At 65.4% G+C, this 25,772-nt stretch carries 21 protein-coding genes; 13 read left to right on the top strand and 8 right to left on the bottom strand.

The genetic code is table 11. From position 1 onward, the window contains the following. Positions 1-60 precede the first annotated feature (60 nt). Together LOY33_RS25255 and LOY33_RS25250 are read left to right on the top strand one after the other, a co-directional pair. Positions 61-1,554 (top strand): aldehyde dehydrogenase, encoded by a 1,494-nt coding sequence (locus LOY33_RS25255; protein ID WP_043859850.1) that lies wholly within the window; start codon positions 61-63, stop codon positions 1,552-1,554. Between the two features lie 118 nt (positions 1,555-1,672). Continuing rightward, positions 1,673-2,812, top strand: a complete 1,140-nt coding sequence (locus tag LOY33_RS25250; protein WP_043859849.1) for an MFS transporter — start codon at positions 1,673-1,675, stop codon at positions 2,810-2,812. Positions 2,813-3,095: 283 nt separating this feature from the next. On the opposite strand, the gene LOY33_RS25245 is transcribed toward LOY33_RS25250, so the two are convergent. Together LOY33_RS25245 and LOY33_RS25240 are read right to left on the bottom strand one after the other, a co-directional pair. Further along, on the bottom strand, positions 3,096-4,619 hold the full coding sequence (locus LOY33_RS25245) for a phospholipase D family protein (RefSeq protein WP_058541849.1): 1,524 nt from the start codon (positions 4,617-4,619) through the stop codon (positions 3,096-3,098). 93 nt (positions 4,620-4,712) lie between these two features. Beyond that, a complete protein-coding gene (locus LOY33_RS25240; protein ID WP_058541719.1) occupies positions 4,713-6,143 on the bottom strand; it encodes a PLP-dependent aminotransferase family protein in 1,431 nt (476 codons plus the stop codon). A 177-nt stretch (positions 6,144-6,320) separates the two neighbouring features. On the opposite strand from LOY33_RS25240, the gene LOY33_RS25235 reads away from it, so the two are divergent. Continuing rightward, positions 6,321-6,536 carry a DUF1127 domain-containing protein gene (locus LOY33_RS25235; protein ID WP_043863326.1) on the top strand — a complete coding sequence of 72 codons (216 nt, stop codon included), beginning with the start codon at positions 6,321-6,323 and terminating at the stop codon, positions 6,534-6,536. Here LOY33_RS25235 and LOY33_RS25230 read toward each other — a convergent pair. Next, the gene (locus tag LOY33_RS25230; protein WP_043863327.1) at positions 6,533-7,810 is read right to left on the bottom strand and encodes an FAD-binding oxidoreductase; all 1,278 of its coding nucleotides are present in this window, start codon (positions 7,808-7,810) and stop codon (positions 6,533-6,535) included. The two genes, LOY33_RS25235 and LOY33_RS25230, sit on opposite strands and share 4 nt — an antisense overlap. A 117-nt stretch (positions 7,811-7,927) precedes the next feature. Here LOY33_RS25230 and LOY33_RS25225 point away from each other — a divergent pair, with 117 nt between their 5' ends. Continuing rightward, a complete protein-coding gene (locus tag LOY33_RS25225; protein WP_043863328.1) occupies positions 7,928-8,281 on the top strand; it encodes a YkgJ family cysteine cluster protein in 354 nt (117 codons plus the stop codon). 3 nt (positions 8,282-8,284) lie between these two features. Here LOY33_RS25225 and dadR read toward each other — a convergent pair whose 3' ends face one another. Continuing rightward, positions 8,285-8,773 carry a transcriptional regulator DadR gene (gene dadR / locus LOY33_RS25220; protein ID WP_042121505.1) on the bottom strand — a complete coding sequence of 163 codons (489 nt, stop codon included), beginning with the start codon at positions 8,771-8,773 and terminating at the stop codon, positions 8,285-8,287. Between the two features lie 156 nt (positions 8,774-8,929). On the opposite strand from dadR, the gene dadA reads away from it, so the two are divergent. The 6 genes from dadA to LOY33_RS25190 all read left to right on the top strand — a co-directional run bounded on the left by dadA (position 8,930) and on the right by LOY33_RS25190 (position 14,886). After that, positions 8,930-10,231 carry a D-amino acid dehydrogenase gene (gene dadA / locus LOY33_RS25215; protein ID WP_043863329.1) on the top strand — a complete coding sequence of 434 codons (1,302 nt, stop codon included), beginning with the start codon at positions 8,930-8,932 and terminating at the stop codon, positions 10,229-10,231. Beyond that, on the top strand, positions 10,203-10,556 hold the full coding sequence (locus LOY33_RS25210) for a RidA family protein (RefSeq protein ID WP_043863330.1): 354 nt from the start codon (positions 10,203-10,205) through the stop codon (positions 10,554-10,556). The genes dadA and LOY33_RS25210 overlap by 29 nt, the downstream gene beginning before the upstream one ends. Before the next feature lie 40 nt (positions 10,557-10,596). Then, positions 10,597-11,670 carry an alanine racemase gene (gene alr / locus LOY33_RS25205; protein WP_058541720.1) on the top strand — a complete coding sequence of 358 codons (1,074 nt, stop codon included), beginning with the start codon at positions 10,597-10,599 and terminating at the stop codon, positions 11,668-11,670. 108 nt (positions 11,671-11,778) lie between these two features. Next, entirely contained in the window at positions 11,779-12,327 is a 549-nt protein-coding gene (locus tag LOY33_RS25200; protein ID WP_043863332.1) for a cupin domain-containing protein, read from the top strand. A gap of 168 nt (positions 12,328-12,495) precedes the next feature. Continuing rightward, positions 12,496-12,903: a cytochrome c5 family protein gene (locus LOY33_RS25195; protein WP_043863333.1), complete on the top strand. Its 408-nt coding sequence runs from the start codon at positions 12,496-12,498 to the stop codon at positions 12,901-12,903. A gap of 123 nt (positions 12,904-13,026) precedes the next feature. Then, a complete protein-coding gene (locus tag LOY33_RS25190; protein ID WP_058541721.1) occupies positions 13,027-14,886 on the top strand; it encodes an acetyl-CoA hydrolase/transferase C-terminal domain-containing protein in 1,860 nt (619 codons plus the stop codon). An 84-nt stretch (positions 14,887-14,970) separates the two neighbouring features. Here LOY33_RS25190 and LOY33_RS25185 read toward each other — a convergent pair whose 3' ends face one another. Both LOY33_RS25185 and rep read right to left on the bottom strand, forming a co-directional pair. Then, entirely contained in the window at positions 14,971-15,543 is a 573-nt protein-coding gene (locus LOY33_RS25185) for a xanthine phosphoribosyltransferase (protein WP_043863335.1), read from the bottom strand. A gap of 62 nt (positions 15,544-15,605) precedes the next feature. Then, positions 15,606-17,615 (bottom strand): DNA helicase Rep, encoded by a 2,010-nt coding sequence (gene rep / locus LOY33_RS25180; RefSeq protein WP_043863336.1) that lies wholly within the window; start codon positions 17,613-17,615, stop codon positions 15,606-15,608. A 265-nt stretch (positions 17,616-17,880) separates the two neighbouring features. Between rep and LOY33_RS25175 the strand changes: the two genes are divergently transcribed. Further along, positions 17,881-19,545 (top strand): bifunctional diguanylate cyclase/phosphodiesterase, encoded by a 1,665-nt coding sequence (locus LOY33_RS25175; protein WP_258660473.1) that lies wholly within the window; start codon positions 17,881-17,883, stop codon positions 19,543-19,545. Positions 19,546-19,604: 59 nt separating this feature from the next. On the opposite strand, the gene LOY33_RS25170 is transcribed toward LOY33_RS25175, so the two are convergent. Further along, positions 19,605-20,990 carry a NorM family multidrug efflux MATE transporter gene (locus tag LOY33_RS25170; protein ID WP_058541723.1) on the bottom strand — a complete coding sequence of 462 codons (1,386 nt, stop codon included), beginning with the start codon at positions 20,988-20,990 and terminating at the stop codon, positions 19,605-19,607. A gap of 150 nt (positions 20,991-21,140) precedes the next feature. Here LOY33_RS25170 and LOY33_RS25165 point away from each other — a divergent pair, with 150 nt between their 5' ends. After that, positions 21,141-22,085 carry a LysR substrate-binding domain-containing protein gene (locus tag LOY33_RS25165; RefSeq protein ID WP_043863339.1) on the top strand — a complete coding sequence of 315 codons (945 nt, stop codon included), beginning with the start codon at positions 21,141-21,143 and terminating at the stop codon, positions 22,083-22,085. Positions 22,086-22,237: 152 nt separating this feature from the next. Then, positions 22,238-24,223: a methyl-accepting chemotaxis protein gene (locus LOY33_RS25160; RefSeq protein ID WP_258660465.1), complete on the top strand. Its 1,986-nt coding sequence runs from the start codon at positions 22,238-22,240 to the stop codon at positions 24,221-24,223. A gap of 62 nt (positions 24,224-24,285) precedes the next feature. On the opposite strand, the gene LOY33_RS25155 is transcribed toward LOY33_RS25160, so the two are convergent. After that, positions 24,286-25,686: a VOC family protein gene (locus LOY33_RS25155; protein ID WP_258660462.1), complete on the bottom strand. Its 1,401-nt coding sequence runs from the start codon at positions 25,684-25,686 to the stop codon at positions 24,286-24,288. Between the last annotated feature and the right edge of the window lie 86 nt (positions 25,687-25,772).

Genomic DNA, 25,772 nt, shown 5'->3' with positions numbered 1-25,772 from the left:
TTCTGACAGCGCCCTGGCCCCTCGTGCGGCGCTGCATTTCAACAACAGGAGGAGTTTCGTATGACCACCCTGACTCGTGCGGACTGGGAACAGCGTGCCCAGCAACTCAAGATCGAAGGCCGTGCTTTCATCAATGGTGAATACACCGCCGCCGTTTCCAACGCCACGTTCGAGTGCCTGAGCCCGGTTGACGGACGCCTTCTGGCGCAGGTCGCCAGCTGCGACGAGGCCGACGCCCAGCGCGCCGTGGAAAACGCCCGCGCCACTTTCGAGTCCGGCGTGTGGTCACGCCTGGCCCCGGCCAAGCGCAAGGCTACCCTGATCCGTTTCGCCGCGCTGCTCAAGCAGAACGTCGAGGAGCTGGCCCTGCTCGAAACCCTCGACATGGGCAAGCCGATCAACGACTCGCTGAACATCGACGTGCCGGGCGCTGCCCAGGCACTGAGCTGGAACGGCGAAGCCATCGACAAGATCTACGACGAAGTCGCGGCCACCCCGCACGACCAGCTAGGCCTGGTAACCCGCGAGCCTGTGGGTGTGGTGGCGGCCATCGTGCCGTGGAACTTCCCCCTGCTGATGGCCAGCTGGAAACTCGGCCCGGCGCTGGCCACCGGTAACTCGGTGGTGCTCAAGCCGTCCGAGAAGTCCCCGCTGACCGCCATCCGCATCGCCCAGCTGGCCATCGAGGCCGGTATCCCGGCCGGCGTGCTGAACGTGCTGCCTGGCTACGGCCACACCGTCGGCAAGGCTCTGGCCCTGCACATGGACGTCGATACCCTGGTGTTCACCGGCTCGACCAAGATCGCCAAGCAGCTGATGATCTACGCCGGCGAATCGAACATGAAGCGCGTGTGGCTGGAAGCCGGCGGCAAGAGCCCGAACATCGTGTTCGCCGATGCCCCGGACCTGAACGCCGCTGCCGCCGCCGCGGCCAGTGCCATCGCCTTCAACCAGGGCGAAGTGTGCACCGCAGGTTCGCGTCTGCTGGTCGAGCGCTCGATCAAGGACAAGTTCCTGCCGCTGGTACTGGAGGCCCTCAAGGCCTGGAAGCCTGGCAACCCGCTGGACCCGGCCACCACCGTTGGTGCCCTGGTCGACACCCAGCAGATGAACACCGTGCTGTCCTACATCGAGGCTGGCCACACCGATGGCGCCAAGCTGCTGGTGGGCGGCAAGCGCATCCTCGAAGAAACCGGCGGCACCTATGTCGAACCGACCATCTTCGACGGCGTGAGCAACGCCATGCGCATCGCCAAGGAAGAGATCTTCGGCCCGGTACTGTCGGTGATCACCTTCGACAGCGTCGAAGAAGCCATCCAGATCGCCAACGACACCCCTTACGGCCTGGCCGCAGGTGTATGGACCGCCGACATCAGCAAGGCGCACAAGACCGCCAAGGCCTTGCGTGCCGGCAGCGTATGGGTCAACCAGTACGACGGTGGCGACATGACTGCGCCGTTCGGTGGCTTCAAGCAGTCGGGCAACGGCCGTGACAAGTCGCTGCACGCACTGGACAAGTACACCGAGCTCAAGGCCACCTGGATCAAGCTGTAAGGTCATGGGCGCGGCCTGGTGCCGCGCCCCGAGCGATCCGCGCCACAGCCGGGCCCTGCGTTAGCGCAGGCCCGGCTGTGTTGCTTGTGGCGATCCATCATTCTGCGAGGAAGTACACATGCGTTGGGCTACCTACTTCGCCGTGCTGTCGTCGGTTCTGAGCGTCGGCCTTGCCCTGGGCGTGAGCATGCCGTTGGTATCGCTGCGTCTGGAGAGCTGGGGCTATGGCAGCTTTGCCATTGGCGTGATGGCGGCGATGCCGGCAATTGGCGTGCTGGTTGGCGCCAGCCTGTCCAGCCGCCTGGCGGCGTATTTCGGCACCGCCACGCTGATGCGCCTGTGCCTGCTGGCCGGTGCGTTGTCCATCGGCCTGCTGGCGCTGCTGCCCAGCTATCCGGTGTGGCTGGCGTTGCGCCTGCTGATCGGGGTGATCCTGACCATCGTGTTCATCCTTGGCGAAAGCTGGATCAACCAGCTGGTGGTCGAGCAATGGCGTGGCCGCCTGGTGGCGCTGTATGGCAGCAGCTATGCCCTCAGCCAGCTGGCCGGGCCGCTGCTGCTGGGCGTGCTGGGTTCGGAGGATGACCTGGGCTTCTGGATCGGGGCCGGGTTGCTGGTGGTGGCACCGCTGGTGCTGATCGGTCGCAGCGGGGCGCCCAGCGCTGAAGCCTGTGGTGTGGGCCTGCGTGACCTGGTGGGCTTCTGCCGGCGCTTACCGGTAATCGCCTGGGCCATTGCGCTGTTCGCCGCGTTCGAGGCGATGATCCTCACCCTGTTGCCGGTGTACTGCCTGCAGCAGGGCTTCACCACCGAGCTGGCGCTGTTCATGGTCAGTACCGTGGTGGTGGGCGATGCGGTGCTGCAACTGCCGATCGGGGCGCTGGCCGACTACATGTCTCGCCGTACGCTGTTCACCGGCTGCGCCATGACCCTGCTGGTGTCGAGCCTGGCCATTCCGGTGCTGATGCACACGCCGGCGATCTGGCCATTGTGGGTGCTGTTCGGCGCCAGTGCCGGTGGCCTGTTCACCCTGTCGCTGATCCTGATCGGCGAACGCTATCGCGATGATGCGCTGGTGCGCGCCAACGCCCACGTGGCGCAGCTGTGGGGCATCGGCTGCCTGATCGGGCCATTGGCTGCTGGGGCCGGTAGCCAGTGGGTGAGCGGGCATGCGTTGCCGCTGCTGATGGCGGCGGGCGCGTTCGGGCTGGTGCTGTTGGCGATGCGGCCGAATGCCTTCGAGCCTGCCACGGCCTAGGGCCGCTTTGTACCGGTTGAATCCCCTCGAGGAGCGCTATTCTCGGGGGATTTCACCTTTCGTCGCTTTCACCCAGCTGCGCAACTTCTTGCGCACCAAAATGTGGATAAACCTGTGCATACATTGCTGCGGGCCATACTCAACGTGGCCTGCAGCCAACTGCGCAACTTCTTGCACAGTACTGCGCAAGAAGTCGCAAACCTATCGCTCTGCCTACGACCGCAACGGTATCGGCAAGCTAACCCAAGCGATCACCGCAGCGAACAAGCCGCATAGCTTCACCCTACAACATCCTCTCCAACCCCACCGCCTTGCTCACCCACGCATTGAATCGTCGCCACAGCCCGCCTGGCTCTGTCGTCAACGTGTGCAACTGCCCATTGTCCTCGGTCACCCACACCAGCTTGCCGTCGACCAGCCGCGGCTCGTAGCTCAGCGCCGGGGCCATGCCCTGCAGCGCCAGGTCGCGGGTGTACTCGGCCAGTTGCGGGCTGTCCACCAGCACGCCGACCTCGGTGTTCCACAGCACCGAGCGCGGGTCGAAGTTGAACGAGCCGATGAAGGTCTTCTGCCGATCGAACACGATCGCCTTGCTGTGCAGGCTCGAGTCCGATGCACTGCCGAAGTGATGGATACGCCCGCTGCTGGGGTCGCCGGGCTGGCGGCGCAGTTCGTACAGTTTTACCCCGTGTTCCAGCAGCGCCTTGCGGTACGGCGCATAGCCGCCGTGTACCGCCGGCACGTCGGTGGCCTCCAGCGAGTTGGTCAGCAGGCTCACCGACACCCCGGCGTCGGCATGGCTGGTCAGGTACAGCAGGCCGGTCTCGCCAGGCACGAAGTAGGCCGATACCAGGATCAGCTCATGGTGCACGTCGTTCAGGTCGGGCGCCAACTGCTGGGTCAGCAGCAACCGCGGGTCTGGCTCGGCCTGGGCCAGCACCTTGCTTGGCGCATCCCACAGCGCCTGGTTGTGTGCCCAGATCAACTCGTTGCGCCAGGAATCCAGGCGCGGGTGGGTCTTGTAGGCCATCAGGCGGTCGTACAGTGCCTTGCGCTTTACCCTGGCCTCGCTCAGCGAAGCCTCCAGGCGCTCGCGGCTCACACGCAGGTCGTCGGCGTTCGGGGTGCTGAACATGAAGTCGCCAATCGGTCGGCTCAGGGCGCTGTTCCAGTACTGGTCGAAGCTGTGCCCCAGCTGTTCGGCCACCGGCCCCACGCCCAGCATGTCGATGTCGGTGAAGTTCAGGTTGGGCTCGGCGTCGAAGTATTCGTCACCCAGGTTGCGCCCGCCGACGATGGCCATGCTGTTGTCCACCAGCCACAGCTTGTTGTGCATGCGCCGGTGCTGCAGCGACAGGTTGAACAGCCTGCCCAGGGCACGGGTCACGCCGGTGCTGCGCCCCAGGTGCAGCGGGTTGAACACGCGAATCTGTACCTTCGGGTGCGCCGCCAGGGTGGCGATGACCTCGTCCAGGCCGTCGCTGGTGGTGTCGTCGAGCAGGATGCGCACGCGCACGCCACGGTCGGCAGCCTGCAGCAGTTCGTGCACCAGCGCGCGGGTGCTGAGCCCGTCATGCACGATGTAGTACTGCAGGTCGATGCTGCTCTGGGCGTTACGGATCAGCTCGGCGCGGGCGTGGAACGCCTCGGTGCTGTTGGGCAGCAGGCGAAAGCCTGACCGCCCCTCATGGGCGCTGGCCTGGCGCTGCACCGAACGGCCAAAGGCCGAGTCGCTGGCGGGCAGGGCCTGGGTCACGGTACGGGGCGTGCTGGAGGTGGCGCACCCGGCAAGGGTGAGCGCCAGCATCAGTAACAGCGCGAAGGCCCTGGGTTTGGTCAAAGGGGCATGTCCTTGAGCAGGAAGGCAGTTGGGGGTTGGACCACGCGGGGCGGCGCAACGTTACCCGCCGCGCTCATCCTCGGCCAGTAGACGAATGGCGGTTTCGCCGACCCTGCGCACGGCCGCTTCGATTTCGGCAGTGGCGCGGGCGGCAAAGTTCATGCGCAGGCAGTTGCGGAACTTGCCCGACGCCGAAAAGATGCTGCCCACCGCAATCTGCACACCTTGCTCTAGTAAAGCCCGGTTCAGGCGCAAGGTGTCGAAACTTTCCGGCAGTTCCACCCACAGCACGAAGCCGCCCTGGGGCCGGCTGGCGCGGGTGCCGGCGGGGAAGTAGCGGCTCACCCAGTCGATCATCTGATCGCGGGCGCGCTGGTACTGGCCGCGCACACGGCGCAGGTGCGGCTGGTAGTGGCCGCCCTCGATGAAGTCGGCAATCGCCAGCTGCGGCTGGGTGGCGGTGTAGCCGGTGCTGATGTACTTCATGTGCATCACCCGCTCCAGGTAGCGCCCCGGCGCCACCCAGCCCACCCGCAGGCCGGGTGCAAGGGTCTTGGAGAACGAGCTGCACAGCAGCACGCGGCCGTCGTCGTCGAACGACTTGATGGTGCGTGGGCGCGGGTAGGTGTAGGCCAGGTCGCCATACACGTCGTCCTCCAGGATCGCCACGTCGAAGCGCTGGGCCAGGGTCAGCAGGGCGCGTTTGCGCGCCTCGGGCATGATGTAGCCCAATGGATTGTTGCAGCTGGGGGTCAGCTGGATCAGCTTGATCGGCCACTGTTCCAGGGCCAGCTCCAGGGCTTCGAGGCTGATGCCGGTGAGGGGGTCGGTGGGGATCTCCAACGCTTTCATGCCCAGGCCCTTGAGGGTCTGCATGGCGCCGTGAAAGCTCGGTGATTCGACCGCGACGATGTCGCCCGGCTGGCACACCGCGCGCACGCTGATCGACAGGGCTTCCTGGCAGCCGGTGGTGATCACCAGGTCTGCCGTGCTCAGGCTGCAGCCCGAATCGAGCATCAGCCGCGCCACCTGCTCGCGCAGGGCTTCGGTGCCGGCGACGGTGTCGTAGTACAGGCCGGGCATGTCCTGGCGCCGGCTCAGCTGCGCCAGGCTGCGCAGCAACGGCTTGAGGGTGGGGCTGCCGACATCGGGCATGCCGCGGCCCAGTTGCACCACGTCCTTGCGCGGCACGCTGCGCACCAGCTCGAACACCTGGTCCCATTGCGAGATATCCACAGGGCGCTGGGCCGGGCGGCTGACGTCGGGCAGGGCGGGTAGTGGGCGATGGTCAGGCACGAAATAGCCGGACTTGGGCCTGGGCGCCGCCAGCCCGTGGTCTTCCAGCACCCGATACGCCTGCTGCACGGTACTCAGGCTCACGCCATGCTCGACGCTCAGGGCCCGCACCGACGGCAGGCGGTCGCCGGGGCGGTAGAGGCCCTGCTCGATGCGTGCGCCAATCAGTTCGGCGAGGTTGACGTAGAGGGTCATGGCGTACTCCTGGGCGGGCAAGCGGCTGGCAACCGGTACAGATTGGGCAAAAATACAGCATTCAGCGCCGTTATCGACACATCTGTATGGAAATAATACCTGGCGGTTGAATCTGTAATGCCTTGCAGCACCCGCGCATCATGGCTGCACGGTTACCCACCCTGGAGGAATGAAGCGATGAACGGCGCGAGCGATGCAGGCCTGCCACTGTGCACCAAAGGCGAGGTGGCGCGACATGAGGCGCCAGCCAGCCCGAGTCGCTGGGCTGTGATGATGCGGCGGTGGCGTTCACGCCATGCACTGCTGCAGCTCGATGCCGAGCAGCTGCGCGATATCGGCCTGACCCGAGACCAGGCCGTGAAGGAAGGTCTCAGGCCGTTCTGGAGACCCTAGGCCAGTGCCTTGAGGCGGTGCCACAGCATGCCCAGCGCCAACAGCGGCGAGCGCAGGTGCTTGCCGCCAGGGAAGGTGATGTGCGGCACCTGGGCGAACAGGTCGAAGCGCCCGCTCTGCTGGCCGCTGATCGCCTCGCCCAGCAGCCGCCCGGCCAGGTGCGTGGCGTTGAGCCCGTGGCCGGCATAGGCCTGGGCGTAGTAAACGTTGGGCCGGTCGCGCAGGCGGCCGATCTGCGGCAGGCGGTTGGCGCCGATGCCGATCATGCCGCCCCACTGGTATTCGATGCGGGTGTCGGCCAGTTGCGGGAACACCTTGAGCATCTTGGGCCGCATGTAGGCGCCGATGTCCTGCGGATCGCGCCCCGAATAGTGGCAGGCGCCACCGAACAGCAGGCGCCGGTCGGCCGAGAGCCGATAGTAGTCCACGGTCACCTGCTGGTCGCACACCGCCATGTTCTGCGGCAGCAACTCGTTGGCCAGGGCTTCGCTCAGCGGTTCGGTGGCGATGATGTAGCTGCCGGCCGGCAGCACCTTGCCACTGAGCTCGCGGTCCAGGTCGTTGATGTAGGCATTGCAGCACAGCACCAGCGTGTTCGCCCGCACCGAGCCCTTGGCGGTGTGCACATGCACCTGCGGGCCGTGCTCGATGCGGGTGACACGGGAATGCTCGAACACCTGCACGCCCAGCTGGCGCGCGGCCTCGGCCTCGCCCAGCGCCAGGTTCAGCGGGTGCAGGTGCCCCGAGCCCATGTCCACCAGGCCGCCGGCGTAGCGACGCGAGCCGACCACCGTGTGCATCTGGTCGGGCTGCACCAGGCGCAGCTCATGGGTGTAGCCCAGTCCGCGCAGCTCGTCGATCTCTTCGCTGAAGCCCTCGAATTCCCGTGGCTTGTTGGCCAGGTCGCAGTAGCCCCAGGTCAGGTCGCAGTCGATGGCATGGCGTTCGATGCGCTGGCGCACGATGTCCACTGCTTCCAGGCCCATCAGTTTGAGGCTGCGCACTCCCTCGCTGCCGATCACCGGGGTGAACTGGTCCAGGCCGTGTCCGACCCCGCGAATCAGCTGCCCGCCATTGCGTCCACTGGCGCCCCAACCGATCTTGTGCGCTTCGAGCAGCACCACGCTCAGGCCGCGTTCGGCCAGTTCGATGGCGGTATTGAGGCCCGAAAAGCCGCCGCCCACCACGCACACATCACAGTTCAGCTCGCCTTGCAGGGGCGGGTACGCCGGTTGCCCGGCGCTGTGGGCAGCGTAGTAGGAAGTGGTATGCACGTTTGAAGGATCCTGGTAGGGCTGTGTGGAAAATTTGACACAGCATAGGCGGTGCTTTGATCGGCAGGCAACCGTGGGGCAAAATGGCGCTTCAGCCTTTCCCGCCACGAGTCTGCCATGAGTTGCAACAGTCACAAGATCCGCTTCCTGCGTGAGCAGATCCCGTCGTTCGCCTGCGTGCCGGGCTGCCACGATTGCTGCGGCCCGGTGACCACCTCCAGCGAGGAAATGGCGCGCCTGCCACGCAAGAGCGCGGCCGAGCAACAGGCCGCGCTGGATGAGCTCAACTGTGTGCACCTGGGCCCCGAGGGCTGCACGGTGTACGAGGAGCGGCCGCTGATCTGCCGCCTGTTCGGCACCACCCCGCGCCTGCCGTGCCCCAATGGTCGCGGCCCTGCCGAGATGATCGACCCGCAGGCCGAGCGCCTGGTGCACCAGTACATCGCCAGCACCCGCCAGGTGCTGGTGTAAGGCTCAGTCCGGAATCGGCAGGTTGAGGCTTTCCTTCACCTCTTCCATCACGATGTAGCTCTTGGATTCGCGCACGTGCGGCAGCTTGAGCAGGATGTCGCCCAGCAGCTTGCGGTAGGAGGCCATCTCCGAGATGCGCGCCTTCACCAGGTAGTCGAAATCGCCCGATACCAGGTGGCATTCCAATACGTGGGGCAGCTTGAGCACCGCGCGGCGAAACTCCTCGAAAGTGTCCCCCGACTTGTAGTCCAGGCTGATCTCGACGAACACCAGCAGGCTGCCCTTGAGGTGCTGCGGGTTGAGCCGGGCGTTGTAGCCCATGATGATGCCTTCGCGCTCCAGACGCCGGACCCGCTCGGTGCACGGGGTGGTCGACAGGCCGACCTTCTCGCCCAGTTCGGTGAACGAGATGCGCCCGTCGGTCTGCAGGATGCGCAGGATGTTGCGGTCGATCTTGTCCAGTTCACGTTTGCTTTGATGCTGGGTTCTCATAGTGGATGCCCCTCCGTAAAAGCCGACCCTGCCGAGAATTCTCGCCAAATATAGGCTTTTATATAGTGAAAAGCACTGCCTCTACCTTCCTATACTGCGCCCATCCATGCCTTAAACAACAAATGTGTGCGGTACGCCGCCTCGAGGGATAACAACATGCGCGTTCTGGTACTTGGTAGCGGCGTCATCGGGACCGCCAGTGCCTACTATCTGGCTCGTCAGGGGTTTGAAGTGGTGGTGGTCGATCGCCAGCCGGCGGTGGCCATGGAAACCAGCTTCGCCAACGCTGGCCAGGTATCGCCGGGTTATGCCTCGCCCTGGGCTGCACCCGGTGTGCCGCTCAAGGCCATCAAGTGGCTGCTCGAGCGCCACGCCCCGCTGGCCATCAAGGCCACCGCCGACATCGACCAGTACCTGTGGATGGCGCAGATGCTGCGCAACTGCACGGCCAACCGCTATGCGGTGAACAAGGAGCGCATGGTGCGCCTGTCCGAGTACAGCCGCGACTGCCTCGACGAGCTGCGTGCCGAAACCGGCATTGCCTACGAAGGCCGCACCCTGGGCACCACCCAGTTGTTCCGCACCCAGGCGCAACTGGACAACGCGGCCAAGGATATCGCCGTGCTGGAACAGTCCGGTGTGCCCTACGAGCTGCTCGACCGCGACGGCATTGCCCGCGTGGAGCCTGCCCTGGCCAATGTCACCGACATCCTCGCCGGTGCCCTGCGCCTGCCCAACGACCAGACCGGCGACTGCCAGCTGTTCACCACGCGCCTGGCCGAAATGGCGCGCGACCTGGGCGTGGAATTCCGCTTCGGGCAGAACATCGAGCGCCTCGATCACGCGGGCGACCGGGTCAACGGCGTATGGATCGACGGCAAGCTGGAAACCGCCGATCGCTACGTGCTGGCCCTGGGCAGCTACTCGCCGCAACTGCTCAAGCCGCTGGGCATCAAGGCCCCGGTGTACCCGCTCAAGGGCTACTCGCTGACCGTGCCGATCACCGACCCGGCCATGGCCCCGACCTCGACGATTCTCGACGAGACCTACAAGGTCGCGATCACCCGCTTCGACAACCGCATCCGCGTCGGCGGCATGGCCGAGATCGCCGGTTTCGACCTGTCGCTCAACCCGCGTCGGCGCGAAACGCTGGAGATGATTGTCAACGACCTTTATCCTCGCGGCGGCGACCTGAGCCAGGCCAGCTTCTGGACCGGCCTGCGCCCGACCACCCCCGACGGCACGCCGATCGTGGGCGCCACGGCGTTTCGCAACCTGTTCCTGAACACCGGCCACGGCACCCTCGGCTGGACCATGGCGTGCGGTTCGGGTCGCCTGCTGGCCGACCTGATGGCGCGCAAGAAGCCGCAGATCAGCGCCGAAGGCCTCGACATTTCCCGCTACAGCAACAGTCAGGAGACTGCAAAGCATGTCAATCCAGCGCCAGCTCACCAATGAGCGCATGAGCCAGATCGTTACCCACAACGGCACCGTCTACCTGTCGGGCCAGGTGGGTAATGACCTGAACGGCGACGTCGGCCAGCAGACCCGCGAGGTGCTGGCCAACATCGAGCGGCTGCTGGACCTGGCCGGTACCGACAAGAGCCGCGTGCTGTCGGCGACCATCTACCTCAGCGACATCGACACCCAGTTCCAGGCCATGAACACGGTGTGGGACCAGTGGCTGGCTAAAGGCAATGCCCCGGCCCGCGCCACCGTTCAGGCCCGGCTGTGCAATCCGCAGATGCTGGTCGAGATCTCGATCGTCGCCGCCCTGCCGTAATCCGTTTCCCAACTCACCCGACTGCCAGAAGGCTGCCGTCATGCGTCCCGCCCGTGCCCTGATCGATCTTCAAGCGCTGCGCCACAACTATCAACTCGCCCGCGAACTGACCGGCGCCAAGGCGCTGGCCGTGATCAAGGCCGACGCCTACGGGCACGGCGCGGTGCGCTGCGCCCAGGCGCTGGAGGGCGAGGCCGACGGGTTTGCCGTCGCCTGCATCGAAGAGGCGCTGGAGCTGCGTGCTGCCGGCATCAAGGCCCCGGTGCTGCTGCTCGAGGGCATTTTCGAAGCCAGCGAGCTGCCCCTGATTGCCGAGCAGGACCTGTGGTGCGTGGTGCATTCGCTGTGGCAGCTCGAAGCCATCGAACAGGCCGGCCTGACCCGCCCGATCACCGTATGGCTCAAGCTCGACACCGGCATGCACCGCGTCGGCCTGCACCCCAAGGACTACCACGGCGCCTACCAGCGTCTGCTGGCCAGCGGCAAGGTGGCGCGCATCGTGCTGATGAGCCACTTCGCCCGTGCCGACGAACTCGACAGCACGGCCAGCAGCGAGCAGGTGGCGGTGTTCGAAGCCGCGCGCCAGGGCCTGAGTGCCGAGGTCAGCCTGCGCAACTCGCCGGCGGTGCTGGGTTGGCCGCAGGTGCCCAGCGACTGGGTGCGTCCGGGCATCATGCTGTATGGCGCCACGCCCTTCGAGGTGCTGCAGGCCCAGGCTCAGCGCCTGCAGCCGGTGATGACCCTGGAATCCAAAGTGATCTGCGTGCGCGAACTGCCGGCCGGCGAGCCGGTGGGCTACGGCGCGAAATTCATCAGCCCGCGCCCCACCCGCGTGGGCGTGGTCGCCATGGGCTACGCCGACGGCTACCCGCGCCTGGCACCCACCGGTACCCCGGTGCTGGTGGCCGGCAAGCGCAGCCAGCTGATTGGCCGCGTGTCGATGGACATGCTGTGCATCGACCTCACCGATGTGCCCGAGGCCGGGCTGGGCAGCCCGGTGGAGTTGTGGGGCAAGCATGTGCTGGCCAGCGACGTGGCGATCCAGGCGGGCACCATCCCGTATCAGATCTTCTGCAACCTGCGTCGGGTGCCGATGGTGTACAGCGGCAATTGAGGCGCCAAAGCGGACGGGCTGCGGGTCGAAGTGTTGTAAATACTGAACGCTGTTGCGATGATACCGTTCAATTTCGACCCCACGTGTTCGTTTAGGAGGGCCCAGGCCTTGGACGTCGGTGAACGACTGCAAGCCATTCGCAAGCTCAAAGGCCTGTCTCAACGCGAGCTGGCCAAGCGGGCGGGCGTGACCAACAGCACCATCTCGATGATCGAGAAGAACAGCGTGAGCCCTTCGATCAGCTCGCTGCGCAAGGTGCTGGGCGGTATTCCGATGTCGATGGTGGAGTTCTTTTCCGAAGAGCTGCAGCCCGAGAACCCGACCCAGATCGTGTACAAGGCCAACGAACTGATCGATATATCCGACGGCGCAGTCACCATGAAGCTGGTCGGCAAGGCCCACGCCAGCCGCGCCATTGCCTTTCTAAACGAGATCTACCCGCCCGGTGCCGACACCGGCGAAGAGATGCTCACCCACGACGGCGAAGAGACCGGCATCCTGCTCGAAGGGCGTCTGGAGCTGGTGGTGGGGCTTGAAACCTTCATCCTCGAGGCGGGCGACAGCTACTATTTCGAGAGCACCAAGCCGCATCGATTCCGCAATCCCTACGATGAGCCGGCCCGGCTGATCAGTGCCGCCACCCCGGCCAACTTCTGAGCCCACGCGCGTCGCCAATGCGCGGCGGATTGTCGCGGCTAAACCCCTTTGGTCTTTAGGGTTGTTTCGGTGAGGCGGGGTTCCCGCTATACTTGCGCGGCCTGCGAAACCGTGGCCGCGGGCGTGACTAGCCACCATGAGGGTGTACGCGTGAATCTAATCAAGACAATGCTGGCCGTACCAGCAGCCGTAGTAGCCCTATGGGCCGTCAACGCCCAGGCTGTGACCAATGACGACATCGCCAAGCGGCTGGAGCCGGTCGGTCAGGTGTGTGTACAAGGGCAGGAATGCAAGGGCATGGAAGTGGCCGCCACTGCCGGCGGTGGCGGTGCCAAGACCCCGGATGAAGTCATCGCCAAGCACTGCAACGCGTGCCATGGCAGCGGTCTGCTGGGCGCACCGAAGATCGGCGATACCGCCGCCTGGAAAGAGCGCGCCGACCACCAGGGCGGCCTGGACGGCATCCTGGCCAAGGCCATCACCGGCATCAACGCCATGCCGCCAAAAGGCACCTGTGCCGACTGCTCGGATGACGACCTCAAGGCCGCCATCGAGAAGATGTCCGGCCTCAAGTAAGCCCGACGCTGCAGCTACAAGGCCCGCCACGTGCGGGCTTTGTCGTTTCTGACGCTGGCCATTGCAGCAAACGCGGGGCATGCTCGGTCCAACCCTGGAATCACGGATGCCTAGGAGGCCGAGATGGCGCACCGCTGTTCGATCGAGATCGCCGTGGACGAAGTGCTGGCGCGTTTGCCGGCGCACATCCACATGGGCCTGCCACTGGGCCTGGGCAAGCCCAACAGCTTCGTCAATGCGCTGTATGCACGGGTGCGTGAGCTGCCCGAGCGGCAACTGACCATCTACACCGCACTGAGCCTGGGCCGCCCGGACCTGGGTGACGGCCTGCAGCGGCGCTTTCTCGAACCCTTCGTGGAGCGCGTGTTCGCCGACTACCCCGAACTGGAATACCTGCAGGACCTGCGCCGCGACCGGTTGCCGGCCAACATCCGCGTCGAGCAGTTCTTCATGCAGCCGGGCAGCATGCTGCACAGCCACATGGCCCAGCAGGACTACGTCAGCAGCAACTACAGTCATGCGGCCCGCGACATCAATGCCAAGGGCCTGAACCTGGTGGCGCAGATCGTTGCCGCCCACCCCGAGCGCCCCGGGCACCTGAGCCTGAGCTGCAACCCCGACATCACCCTCGACCTGCTGCCGATGATCGCGCGCCGGCGTGCAGCCGGCGAAACCATCCTGATGCTGGGGCACGTGCACGACGAGCTGCCCTACATGCCGGGCGACAGCGAACTGGCGCAGGACGATTTCGACCTGTTGATCGACGCCCCGGAAACCACTCGGCTGTTCTCCACGCCGAACATGCCCGTCACCACCCAGGACCACTTCATCGGCGTGCACGCCAGCACCCTGGTGCGCGACGGCGGCACCCTGCAGATCGGCATCGGCGCCATGGGCGATGCGCTGGCCGCCGCGTTGCTGGCGCGCCAGGGGGATGCGCCGGAGTACCAGGCGCTGCTCGCCGACCTCGACCTGGCGCCCTGGCAGGTGCTGATCGAGCGTGAAGGCGGCACTGCGCCGTTTGCCCAGGGCCTGTATGGCTGCAGCGAGATGTTCGTGAACGGATTGCTCGCGCTGGCGGAGGCGGGCGTGGTGCGCCGGCCGGTGGCCGACGGGGTGCTGGTGCATGGCGGTTTCTTCCTCGGGCCGCAGGCGTTCTACCAGCGCCTGCGCGAGATGCCGCTGGCGCAGCGCAAATCCTTTGCCATGCACGCGATCAGCTTCATCAACGAGCTGTACGGCGACGAGGCCCTCAAGCGCGAACAGCGCCGCGATGCACGCTTCATCAACACGGTGTTCACCATGACCCTGATGGGGGCGGGGGTGGCCGACCAGCTCGAGGACGGTCGCGTACTGAGCGGGGTGGGCGGGCAGTACAACTTCGTCGCCCAGGCCCACGCGCTGGAAGGCGGGCGTTCCATCCTGCTGCTGCGCAGCTGGCGCGAAGCCGGCGGGGAGGTCAGTTCCAACCTGCTGTGGACCTACGGGCACTGCACCATCCCGCGGCATCTGCGCGATATCGTGGTGACCGAATACGGCATTGCCGACCTGCGCGGGCAGACCGACGCCGAGGTGATTGCGCGGTTGCTGGCGATCAGCGATTCGCGGTTTCAGCCCGGGCTGATGGAGCAGGCGAAAAAGGCCGGCAAGCTGGCGCAGGATTTCGAGCTGGATGCGCGCTTCACGCAGAACACGCCGCAGCGGCTGGAGGCATTGCGTGGGCGGCATGCGCGGTTGTTTGCCGAGTATCCGCTGGGCAGCGATTTCACCGCTGAAGAGAAGGACCTGCTGCGCGCGCTGAACTGGCTCAAGAGCAAGTTCAAGTTGAGCGAGGCGCTGGAGCTGGGCAAGGCGGCACTGGATGCGCCGGGGCCGGAGCGGTATCCCGAGCATCTGCGGCGCATGGGCCTGAGCGAGCCGGACGGGCTGAAGGAGGACCTGTACCAGCGGTTGCTGCTGGCGGCTTTGCAAACTACCGCGTAGAACGCTTTCGCCGGCAAGGCCGGCTCCTGCAGGCGGTGGAGCACCTGTAGGAGCCAGCCTTGCTGGCGAAGCGGTCGGTAAGCCTTACTCGATAAAGCTGACCACACCACCGTCCAGCGACTTCACCCGGGCCAGCGACTCGACGCGATAGCCCTGGCTGTCCAGCTCGGCACGTCCGCCCTGGAACGACTTCTCGATCACGATGCCCAGCCCGGCCACGGTTGCGCCGGCCTGCTTGATGATCGAGATCAGCGCCTGCGACGCCTTGCCGTTGGCCAGGAAGTCGTCGATCACCAGCACGCGGTCGCTGCTGTTGAGGTGACGCGGCGAAATCGCCACGGTGTTCTCGGTCTGCTTGGTGAACGAGTACACCGAAGCCACCAGCAGGTTCTCGGTCAGGGTCAGCGACTGGTGCTTGCGGGCGAAGATCACCGGCACGCCCAGCTTCAAACCGGTCATCACCGCCGGGGCAATCCCCGAGGCCTCGATGGTGACGATCTTGGTCACGCCCGCATCGGCGAACAGACGGGCGAACTCGTCGCCAATCAGTTGCATCAGCGCAGGGTCGATCTGATGGTTGAGAAACGCATCGACTTTGAGAACCTGATCGGAAAGCACGATGCCTTCTTCGCGAATCTTCTGGTGCAGTGCTTCCACTGGTGTAATTCCTCGATGTAGCCAAAAGGCCCCGGCAACAAGCCAGGGCAAAGGTGGATTATCTATCGTTTGAGCATGGCGCGGATATCGGCCAGGGCCGTATTGCCACGCACGGCTTTGACTTCCGTGGGTGTATCGTCCAGGCCTTCCCAGGCCAGGTCGTCATCGGGCAATTCATCGAGGAAGCGGCTTGGCGCGCAATCGATGATCTCGCCGTACTGCTTGCGCTTGGCGGCAAAGGTGAAGGCCAGGGTCTGGCGTGCGCGGGTGATGCCCACGTAGGCCAGGCGCCGCTCCTCCTCGATGGTGTCGGCCTCGATGCTGGAGCGGTGCGGGAGGATTTCCTCTTCCATGCCCATGATGAACACGTAGGGAAACTCCAGACCCTTGGAGGCATGCAGCGTCATCATCTGCACGCCCTCGGCGCCTTCTTCCTCTTCCTGCTGGCGTTCGAGCATGTCGCGCAACACCAGCTTGCCGATGGCTTCCTCGATGGTCATGCCGCCTTCCTCGTCCTTCTCGAGGGTGTTTTTCAACGCCTCGATCAGGAACCAGACGTTGCCCATGCGAAAGTCCGCGGCCTTGTCACTGGAACTGTTGGTACGGATCCAGTTCTCGTAGTCGATGTCGGTCACCATGCTGCGCAGCGCGGCGATCGGGTCTTCCAGCGCGACCTGCTCGCGCACCTTGTCCATCCAGCGTTTGAAGCGCTGCAGGCGATCGGTGAAGCGGCTGTCCAGATGCTCGCCCAGGCCCAGCTCCTCGCTGGCGGCATACATCGACACCTTGCGCTCGGTGGCGTAGTTGCCGAGTTTTTCCAGGGTGGTGGAGCCGATTTCGCGGCGCGGCACGTTGATCACGCGCAGGTAGGCGTTGTCGTCGTCCGGGTTCACCAGCAGGCGGAAGTAGGCCATCAGGTCTTTTACTTCCTGGCGCCCGAAGAAACTGTTACCGCCCGACAGGCGGTAGGGGATCTGGTGGTGCTGCAGCTTCAGCTCGATCAGCTTGGCCTGGTAGTTGCCGCGGTAGAGGATGGCGAAGTCGCTGTACGGGCGGTCGGTACGCAGGTGCAGGCTGAGGATCTCCATGGCCACGCGCTCGGCCTCGGCTTCCTCGTTCTTGCAGCGGATCACGCGGATCTCGTCGCCGTGGCCCATCTCGCTCCACAGCTGCTTCTCGAAGGCGTGGGGGTTGTTGGAGATCAGCACGTTGGCGCAGCGCAGGATGCGGCTGGTGGAGCGGTAGTTCTGCTCCAGCATCACCACCTTCAGGGACGGGTAGTCGTCCTTGAGCAGCATCAGGTTTTCAGGGCGCGCGCCCCGCCAGGCATAGATCGACTGGTCGTCGTCGCCCACCACGGTGAACTGGTTGCGCGTACCGATCAGCATCTTCACCAGCAGGTACTGGCTGGCGTTGGTGTCCTGGTATTCGTCCACCAGCAGGTAGCGCACCTTGTTCTGCCACTTCTGCAGAATGTCGGGGTGGTCCTGGAACAGCTTGACCGGCAGCAGGATCAAGTCGTCGAAGTCGACCGCGTTGAACGCCTTGAGCGTGCGCTGATAGTGCGCATACACGATGGCGGCGGTCTGCTCCTTGGGGTTGCGCGCGTTCTCCAGGGCCTCGGGCGGCAGGATCAGGTCGTTCTTCCAGGCGCCGATCATGTTCTTGATCTCGTCGACGCCATCGTCCCCGGAGTATTCCTTCTGCATGATGTCGGTCATCAGGGCCTTGACGTCGGTTTCGTCGAAAATCGAGAAACCCGGCTTGAAGCCCAGCCGTTCATGCTCCTTGCGAATGATGTTCAGGCCAAGGTTGTGGAAGGTCGATACCGTCAGGCCGCGCCCCTCGCCGCCGCGCAGCAGGGTGCCCACGCGCTCCTTCATCTCGCGCGCCGCCTTGTTGGTGAAGGTCATGGCCACGATGTACTGGGCACGGATGCCGCAGTTCTGGATCAGGTGGGCGATCTTGCGCGTGATCACGCTGGTCTTGCCGGAGCCAGCACCGGCGAGCACCAAAAGAGGGCCGCCGACGTAGCTCACGGCTTCCTGTTGCCGGGGGTTGAGTCGGGACATGACGTTAACCGGGGGTCGCTGAAAAATAGCCGGGCATTTTAGCAGGCGCAGAGCAATTGTGCCGCGACCGTCTGACAGTGTGACGTACCACGCGATCTTAATTTGCCGCTTTTGATACTTTCCCGCAGGATGCGTGGCGAAATACCGCGGGATCAGGACGAAGGAATGTCGTGAGTTAAAGTGAAAACCATTTACATTTGATGGTTCAGGATCGAGCATCCCGCCCACATCGTCATTGACCGCGTTCTCGTGCTAAGGAGCCAGCTTGTCTACGCTTGTCCAACCGTTGCGTCTGCTTCTGCTGGCGGACGGGCCGCACTGGGCCGTTGCCCTTGGTGAATGCCTGCTGCCGCTGGGCGGTGGCGCGGTGCTGGTGACCGCACCCGGCTGGGACGCGGTCGACAGCCTGTTCGCCCGCGACCGCAACGCGCTGGTGCTGGCCACCCCGGGCTTGCAGCCGGCGCCGGGGCGTTGCGACCTGCCCATGGTGCTGCTGCTGGAGCAGGAGCCGCCCGAGGCGCCGCCGGGGGTGAGCGACTGGCTGGTGTTCGAGCAGTTGAGCGGCGACATGCTGCGCCGCTGCCTGCGCCATGTGCGCGAGCGAGGTGTGCTCGAAGCCACCCTGCAGCGCCTGGCCGAGCAGGACCCGCTGACCGGCATTGCCAACCGCCAGGGTTTCCAGACCCTGCTGGCCGCGCGCCTGGCCGAAAACGACGGGCGCGGTGTGGCCCTCGGGCACCTGGACCTGGACAACTTCCGCCACGCCAACGATGCCCTCGGCCACCAGGCCGGTGACCGCCTGATCCTGCAGGTGGTCAGCCGGCTCAAGCGCCAGCTCGAGGCAGGCGATCAGGTGGCGCGCCTGGGCAGCGACGAATTCGCCCTGCTGATCGACACCCGGCGCGAGCCGCAGCGTGCCGAGTGGATGGCCGAGCGCATCACCGAGGCCCTGGCCGAACCCTACTGGATCGACGGCGAAAGCCTGCTGCTGGGGTGCAGCCTGGGCGTGGCGCATGCCCGTGCGCAGGCTGGTGCCGACCCGCTGATGTGGCACGCGCACATCGCCATGCAGCAGGCCAAGAGCACCCAGGGCTGCACCTTTCACATCTTCAACGAGCGCATCAACCGCAACGCACGCAGCCTGGCCGACCTGGAAAGCGAGCTGCGCCGAGGCCTGCGCCGCGACGAACTGGAACTGCACTACCAGCCACGCCTGGACCTGAGCGACGGGCGGATCGTCGGCCTGGAGGCACTGGTGCGCTGGCGCCACAGCGAGCGTGGCCTGCTGCCACCGAGCGAATTCGTGCCGCTGGCCGAGCAGAGCGGGCTGATCGTGCCGCTGGGGTACTGGGTGATCTCGCGTGCCCTGCGCGACATGCAGGCACTGCGCGAGCAGGGGCTGGCGCCATTGCACATGGCGGTCAACCTGTCATTTCGCCAGTTTCAGGACAGCCAGCTGCTGGCCACGCTGGGGCGGCTGATCGTCGAGCACGGGGTGGATGCGGGCTGGCTGGAGTTCGAGCTGACCGAGACCGCAGTGATGCGGCGCAACGACCTGGTCAAGCAGACCATGGACGCGCTGGGACGCTTGGGGGTGCGGTTTTCGCTGGATGACTTCGGCACCGGCTTTTCGTCGTTCGTGCACCTGAACAGCCTGCCGATCGCCCTGCTCAAGGTCGACCGCAGCTTTGTCGGTGGCATGGAGCAGCGCGAAGAGAACCGCAAGCTGGTGCACGCCATGATCAACCTTGCGCACAACCTGAACCTGGAGGTGGTGGCCGAGGGCGTGGAGACCGAGGAACAGCTGGCGTTGCTGCGCAGCTTTGGCTGCGACCAGGTGCAGGGCTTTCTGATCAGCCGGCCGTTGCCGATCGAGCAACTGGTCGAGTATCTGGTGCAGGGGGCGGGGCAGGGCGCAGTGGCGCTGTAGCCCCCGTCGCCGGTATGCGCGAAACAGGGTAGGAGCCGGCCTTGCCGGCGAACAGGCCCTCAAGGTTGTACAGAAACCTGTGCCATCTGCGAACTGCCCAGCAACCGCCGCATCCGCCACTCGAACGCCACCGTCAGCCCGATTGCCGCACACGCCAACCCCAGCGCCAGCCCCCACCACACGCCTACCGCGCCGCCGCCCATGGGAAACGCGAACACCCACGCCGCCGGTGCGCCGATCAGCCAGTACCCGGCCAACCCCACCAGGAACGTGGTCTTGGCGTCCTTGAGCCCGCGAATAGAGCCCATCGCGATGGTCTGAATACCGTCGAACAGCTCGAACCACGCCGCCACCATCAACAGGCTCACCGCCACCCGGATCACATCGGCGAAGGCCGGGTCCTGGCGGTCCAGAAACAGCCCCACCAGCGCCTCGGGCATCAGCCAGAACAGCAGCGAGAAACCGAGCATCATCGCCGCGCCAAAACCGATGCCCACGCGCCCGGCCTGACGCGCCGCCAGCAGGCGGTCGGCGCCGTAATGCAGGCCCACACGCATGGTCACCGCGTATGACAGGCCCGCCGGGATCATGAACGCGGTCGACACGATCTGCAGGGCGATCTGGTGCGCGCCCAGGTCGGTGGTGCCCATGGTGCCGATGCACAGCGCTGCGAAGGCAAACAGCCCGACCTCCACGGTGTAGGTGCCACCAATCGGCAGGCCCAGGCGCCACAGCTCGCGCAACGCCGGCAGGTGCGGGCGGCTCAGGCCCTGGCGTATCGGGAAGTCCGCGTAGGCCGGATGGCGGCGGATGTACAGCGCCAGTGCGATGGCCATGGCATTGGCCACCAGCGCGGTCACCAGGCCGATGCCCATCAGGCCCAGCTTCGGCAGGCCGAACATGCCTTCGATCAAGGCGTAGTTGAGCAGGAAATTGACCACGGTGCCGACCAGGCTGATCACCATCACCGGCGTCGAACGCCCCAGTGCACTGGTGAACCCGCGCAACGCCATGAAGCTCAGGTAGCCGGGCAGGGCCAGCGGCAGCACCAGCAGGAACTGGCTGGCAAAAGCCACGTTGCCCGGTGTCTGGCCCAGCATCAGCAGCACCGGCGACAGGTTCCACAGTACCAGCGCGGCGACGATGGCCATGCCCCAGGCCAGCCACAGCCCGGCCTGGGTCAGGCGCGTGGCACCGGGGTTGTCGCCCGCACCCTGGCGAATCGCGACCAGGGTACCGACGGCGGCAATCACTCCCAGGCAGAAGATCGACACGAAGGAATAGCTGGCCGCGCCCAGCCCGCCACCAGCCAGGGCCTCGGGGCTGATTTTGGCCATCATCAGGGTGTCGGTGAGCAGCATCAGCATGTGCGCCAACTGCGAGGCGATCAGCGGCCCGGCCAGCCGTAGCAATGCCTTGAGTTCGGTAACGGGCGCAGCCTGCATGATGCAGCTCCTGAAAAGGGAAGGGTGAGCCGTGGATTCTCGGCCTTTGCGGGCCATTGCACAAAAGGATAAAAACGATCATTGGCATGATTAAAACTCATGTGAGTATGATTCGTGCCAACCCGTATTTCATTGCTGGAGCACGCCCGCATGTCACGCCGTTTACCGCCTCTCTACGCCTTGCGGGCGTTCGAGGCCGCTGCCAGGCACAGTTCGTTCACCCGTGCCGCCGATGAGTTATCGATAACCCAGAGTGCGGTCAGCCGGCACATCCGCACGCTGGAGGAGCACTTCGCCTGCCGGCTGTTTCTGCGCAATGGCCGCACCCTGCAGTTGAGCGAGGCGGCGCGCCTGCTGTTGCCCGGTGTGCGCGAGGGTTTCGCCGCACTTGAGCGTGCCTGCAACACCCTGCACAGCGAAGATGGGGTGATCCGCATGAAGGCCCCTTCGACCCTGACCATGCGCTGGCTGCTGGCGCGCCTGAGCCGTTTTCGCCACTTGCAGCCGGGCAACGAGGTGCAGCTCACCAGTGCCTGGATGGACGTCGACCATGTGGATTTCAACCATGAACCCTTCGATTGCGCAGTGCTGTTGGGCGACGGGCATTTTCCGCCGGACTGGGAAGTCAGCCCGCTGTTCCCTGAACTGCTGATACCGGTGGGTGCGCCCGCGCTGCTTGATCAGACGCCCTGGGACGTGGAGCAGTTGAAGGCCTGCGAACTGCTGCATCCCACGCCCGACAAGCGCGACTGGCGCAGCTGGCTGGCGCAGATGGGGCTGACCGAACAGGTCTCGCTCAAGGGCGGCCAGGTGTTCGATACCCTCGAGCTGGGCATGATCGCTGCCGCGCGAGGGTATGGTGTGTCGATGGGGGACTTGCTGATGGTGGCCGAGGATGTCGCCCAGCGGCGCCTGAGCCTGCCCTGGCCGACGGCGGTGGCCAGCGGCCTGAATTACTACCTGGTGTGGCCACGCACGCGTCCCGGTGGCGAGCGTCTGCGCCGGCTCAGCGACTTCCTGCAGGGCGAGGCCCGTGCGATGGACCTGCCCAAGGTGCAGATACTGGGGGCAAATGAGCCCAACATCGGCGATTGAACGTTTGCGCAGAATATCCCTGTGATGCACTCAAGTAATCGATGACGCCGCCGAATCAGTGGGGTCGAGAGCCGCAACCAGAATGGCTCACTTCCCCATGCCGACGGTGCAGCGTGATCAGGATGATCCGGCCCCCATTGCCAGGAGCTTCCATGTCCCAACCCCGTGCCCGAATTGCCTCGCAACTCGGTATTGCCCTGGCCGCCGTGCTGGCGGTCGTCATTACCGGCAGTACGCTGTTTGCCCTGCGCTCGCTCGACAGCGCCAACCTGATCACCCGCCAGGAACACCTGGCCAGCGAGGCGCGGCTGCTCGCCGACCAGCTCGACACGTTCCACAGCACCTTGCGCGAGAGTACCCAGCGCCTCAGTGGCCTGTTCGAAAAACGCTTTGCCGGCGGGCTGTGGCTTGCCTCCGACCAGTCACTCAGCGTGGCTGGAGTGGCCACGCCGGCGCTGTACCTGGCGGACCATGCGCTGAACAACGATTTTCGCGAGGTTGACGACTTTCGCCAGATGACGGCGGGTGTTGCCACCGTGTTCGTGCGCAGCGGTGAGGACTTCATTCGTATCAGCACATCGCTGACCAAGCAGGACGGCAGCCGCGCCATCGGCACTCAGCTCGATCACCAGCACCCGGCCTACGCGCGGCTGATGGCCGGGCAGCCCTACGTGGGGCGTGCCGTGCTGTTCGAGCGCTCGTACATGACCCAGTACACACCGGTGCGTGACGTGTCGGGTCGGGTCATCGCGGTCCTGTTCGTCGGCTTCGACTATACCGACGCGCAGAACGCCCAGTTCGACAACCTCCGGCGCTTCCGTATCGGCCAGACGGGTTCGCTGGCGCTGCTGGACGAACAGCAACACTGGTTGGTGGCGCCGGCAGGTGTCAGCGACACGGCACTGGCTGCCCACCAACTGGGCGGGTTTGCCGCGCATGCAGGGGAAGGGCGCTTCTGGAACGATGGGGTCGAAACCCTCTACAGCGTGGCCATGCCCTTTGCCGACGGCCCGTGGACAGTACTGGCAAGCATGCCCAAGGCCGAGATTCGTGCCGTGACCTGGAGCGTGGGCGCAAGGTTGGCCATTGGCAGCCTGCTGGCCATGATGCTGGCGGTGGGCGCCACCCTGTGGCTGCTGCGCCGCAAGCTGCGGCCGCTGGCCGACCTGGTGCGTCAGGCCCAGGCCCTGGGCGCGGGCGACCTGAGTGCCCGCCTGGCGGTGGCCAGCCACGACGAAATCGGCCAACTGGCGCGCAGTTTCAATCAGATGAGCGAAGCGCTGGCGAGCACTGTGCTGCACATTCGTGATGCCTCGCAGCAGGTCAGCCAGCGTGCTCAGGCGCTGGCGGGGCTGTCGTCGGGTGCTTGCGAGGGCATGGAGCAGCAGTCGGGCGAAATCACCAGCATGGCCGGTGCAGTCGAGGAGTTCAGCGCCACCTCCCTGAACATCGCTGACAACATGGGCAGCACCGAACGCATGGCCCAGGACAACGCGCAGCAGACGCGCATTGGCCGTGCATCGATGGACGAAGCGTCCACCTCGTTGCAGCAGATCGCGCAGGCGCTGGGCAGCACCGCGACAGTGATCGATACCCTTGGGGTGCGCTCGAAGGAGATTGGCGGCATTGTCGGCACCATCACCTCGATTGCCGAGCGGACCAACCTGCTGGCGCTGAACGCGGCCATCGAGGCGGCACGGGCGGGCGAGCAGGGGCGCGGGTTCGCCGTGGTGGCGGACGAGGTGCGCAACCTGGCGGCGCGCACCCGCGAAGCCACCGACGAGATCTCCGGCATGATCGCCAGCATTCAGCAGGAGACCGGCAACGCCATCAGCACCATGGAGCAGGGCAACCGCTTGATGGAGGACGGCTTGCAACGCAATGCCAAGGTCGCCGAGGCCTTGGCGCGCATCGACGAGCAGAGCCGGGCGGCGGGGCAGCAGTTTGCCGCGATCACCACCGCGACTCAGGAGCAGAGCAGCACGGCGACGTTGCTGAGCAGCAACTTGCAGAGTATTGCGCTGGCCAACAGCGAGCAGCGCGAGGTGGCAGCCAACCTGGCGGCTACGGCGCGGGAGCTGGAGGGCTTGGCGGGGCAACTGCGGGCAGAAGTGGGGCGGTTTGAGGTGGGGCATTGAGGGCCCCTTCGCCGGCAAGACCGGCTCCTGCAGTGTAGGAGCCGACCTTGCCGGCGAAGCTGTTAAATCAGCCCAGGCAGGTTCAACGCCTGCGCACACGCTGTCAGCGAGCGCCGCTCGCTCTCGGCATACAGCGCCAGCTCATCCTGCACCGACTTGCCCAGCGCCTGCTCGAACGCGTCGCGGTTGGCATTGCTGCCGTACTCGCTCTGCGCGCCTTCGCCCAGGTTGGACTGGAAGATCCCCGCCGCACTCACCGGCAGGAAGTCCTCGTAGACCAGGGCTTCGAAGTGCACATGCCCGGCTTCGATCAACGCGTTCAGCGAGGTCGGCCGCTGCGCCTGGTCGCGGGCACTCAGGCCGGCTTCGGTCGGGAAGTAGCGGAAGTACGCCAGCCCCTGCTCGCGCATCTGCGCCAGGTCGTCCGGGAAGGCTTCGAAACGCTTGCCCAGCAGGCTCATGTAGCGCTCGGCATTGGCCTCGGCCGGCACGCCGCCCAGGTCGGCCCGCGCTGCGTCCAGCAACTGGTCGTACAGCACGCGACCCTTGGGGGTCAGCGCCGCGCCGCGTTGCTCGATCTCGCCGAAGCGTGCGGTATGGCTGCCCCCTTCGCTGCCCTGCTGGTCGGTGAATGCCACGCGCTCCTGCAAGGCCTTGAAGCTGGTCTGACGCAACAGGATCGGGCAACGACGCGGTGGCGGGCCCTCGATCACGGCCTTGGGCGGAATGCCCTTGGCCGGCATGCCGACCTGGATCGCATCGATGTCCAGGGTGCGCGGCGTCAGGTGGTTGATGTGCGGGCCCTTGAAGGCCACCACATCGGCGATCAGGCGGTGCTGGTCGTGCAGTTGCTGGTACTGCTCGGCCGTGACCGTCGCGTCGTAGTGCCAGCGGAAGGTGTGCAGTGCTTCATTGACGAACGCCTCGGCGTCGGCGGCATTCAGGCCTGCGTCGGCTTCGAACTGGGCAATCAGCTGCAAGGCACGCGGGGTGAAGATCTGCCGCTTGGCCAGGATCGATGCGGCCAGCTCGCGCAGGGCCGGGTTGTCGATCAGCTCCAGGCGCAGCAGCGAGGTGAACACGCGGAACGGGCTGATGTGCAGCGACTGCTCGTGCACCGCGCGAAACGCGGTGGAGTGCACCGGTACGCCGGCCGAGCTGAGGTCGTAGTAGCCCACCGGGTACATGCCCATCACCGCGAACAGGCGGCCGATGGTCGCCAGTTCCTGGGCGGTGCCGACGCGGATGGCGCCGTGGCGTTCCTGGTCCAGGCGTTCGATCTCGCCGGTCCAGCGTAGCGCCTCGGCCACCTTGGGCTGCTGGGTCATCACCTGTTGATTGATCTCGCTCACCAGTTCCAGCAGGGTGCCGTAGAGCGGCACCTCCTGCTTGTACATGAGCGACATGGCCGCGGAAAACTGCGCGCGAATGCTGTCCGGGCTGACGAAATCTTGAGCGGGCATCGAAAGCTTCCTGGTGGTAAAAGTCACCCTTACATGAAAGCGAGGAATGCAGGCCGGGCACAAGCGAAAAAAATTCGAGGGATCAT

Source organism: Pseudomonas sp. B21-036, from assembly GCF_024748925.1.
Lineage (GTDB): Bacteria > Pseudomonadota > Gammaproteobacteria > Pseudomonadales > Pseudomonadaceae > Aquipseudomonas > Aquipseudomonas palmensis.
This window is presented reverse-complemented; position numbering and strand designations above follow the sequence as displayed.

Coding starts and splice junctions, on each gene's coding strand:
- LOY33_RS25255 (WP_043859850.1), top strand. CDS start 61: ATGACCACCCTGACTCGTGCGGACTGGGAACAGCGTGCCCAGCAACTC.
- LOY33_RS25250 (WP_043859849.1), top strand. CDS start 1,673: ATGCGTTGGGCTACCTACTTCGCCGTGCTGTCGTCGGTTCTGAGCGTC.
- LOY33_RS25245 (WP_058541849.1), bottom strand. CDS start 4,619: ATGCTGGCGCTCACCCTTGCCGGGTGCGCCACCTCCAGCACGCCCCGT.
- LOY33_RS25240 (WP_058541719.1), bottom strand. CDS start 6,143: ATGACCCTCTACGTCAACCTCGCCGAACTGATTGGCGCACGCATCGAG.
- LOY33_RS25235 (WP_043863326.1), top strand. CDS start 6,321: ATGAACGGCGCGAGCGATGCAGGCCTGCCACTGTGCACCAAAGGCGAG.
- LOY33_RS25225 (WP_043863328.1), top strand. CDS start 7,928: ATGAGTTGCAACAGTCACAAGATCCGCTTCCTGCGTGAGCAGATCCCG.
- dadR (WP_042121505.1), bottom strand. CDS start 8,773: ATGAGAACCCAGCATCAAAGCAAACGTGAACTGGACAAGATCGACCGC.
- dadA (WP_043863329.1), top strand. CDS start 8,930: ATGCGCGTTCTGGTACTTGGTAGCGGCGTCATCGGGACCGCCAGTGCC.
- LOY33_RS25210 (WP_043863330.1), top strand. CDS start 10,203: ATGTCAATCCAGCGCCAGCTCACCAATGAGCGCATGAGCCAGATCGTT.
- alr (WP_058541720.1), top strand. CDS start 10,597: ATGCGTCCCGCCCGTGCCCTGATCGATCTTCAAGCGCTGCGCCACAAC.
- LOY33_RS25195 (WP_043863333.1), top strand. CDS start 12,496: ATGCTGGCCGTACCAGCAGCCGTAGTAGCCCTATGGGCCGTCAACGCC.
- LOY33_RS25190 (WP_058541721.1), top strand. CDS start 13,027: ATGGCGCACCGCTGTTCGATCGAGATCGCCGTGGACGAAGTGCTGGCG.
- rep (WP_043863336.1), bottom strand. CDS start 17,615: ATGTCCCGACTCAACCCCCGGCAACAGGAAGCCGTGAGCTACGTCGGC.
- LOY33_RS25170 (WP_058541723.1), bottom strand. CDS start 20,990: ATGCAGGCTGCGCCCGTTACCGAACTCAAGGCATTGCTACGGCTGGCC.
- LOY33_RS25165 (WP_043863339.1), top strand. CDS start 21,141: ATGTCACGCCGTTTACCGCCTCTCTACGCCTTGCGGGCGTTCGAGGCC.
- LOY33_RS25160 (WP_258660465.1), top strand. CDS start 22,238: ATGTCCCAACCCCGTGCCCGAATTGCCTCGCAACTCGGTATTGCCCTG.
- LOY33_RS25155 (WP_258660462.1), bottom strand. CDS start 25,686: ATGCCCGCTCAAGATTTCGTCAGCCCGGACAGCATTCGCGCGCAGTTT.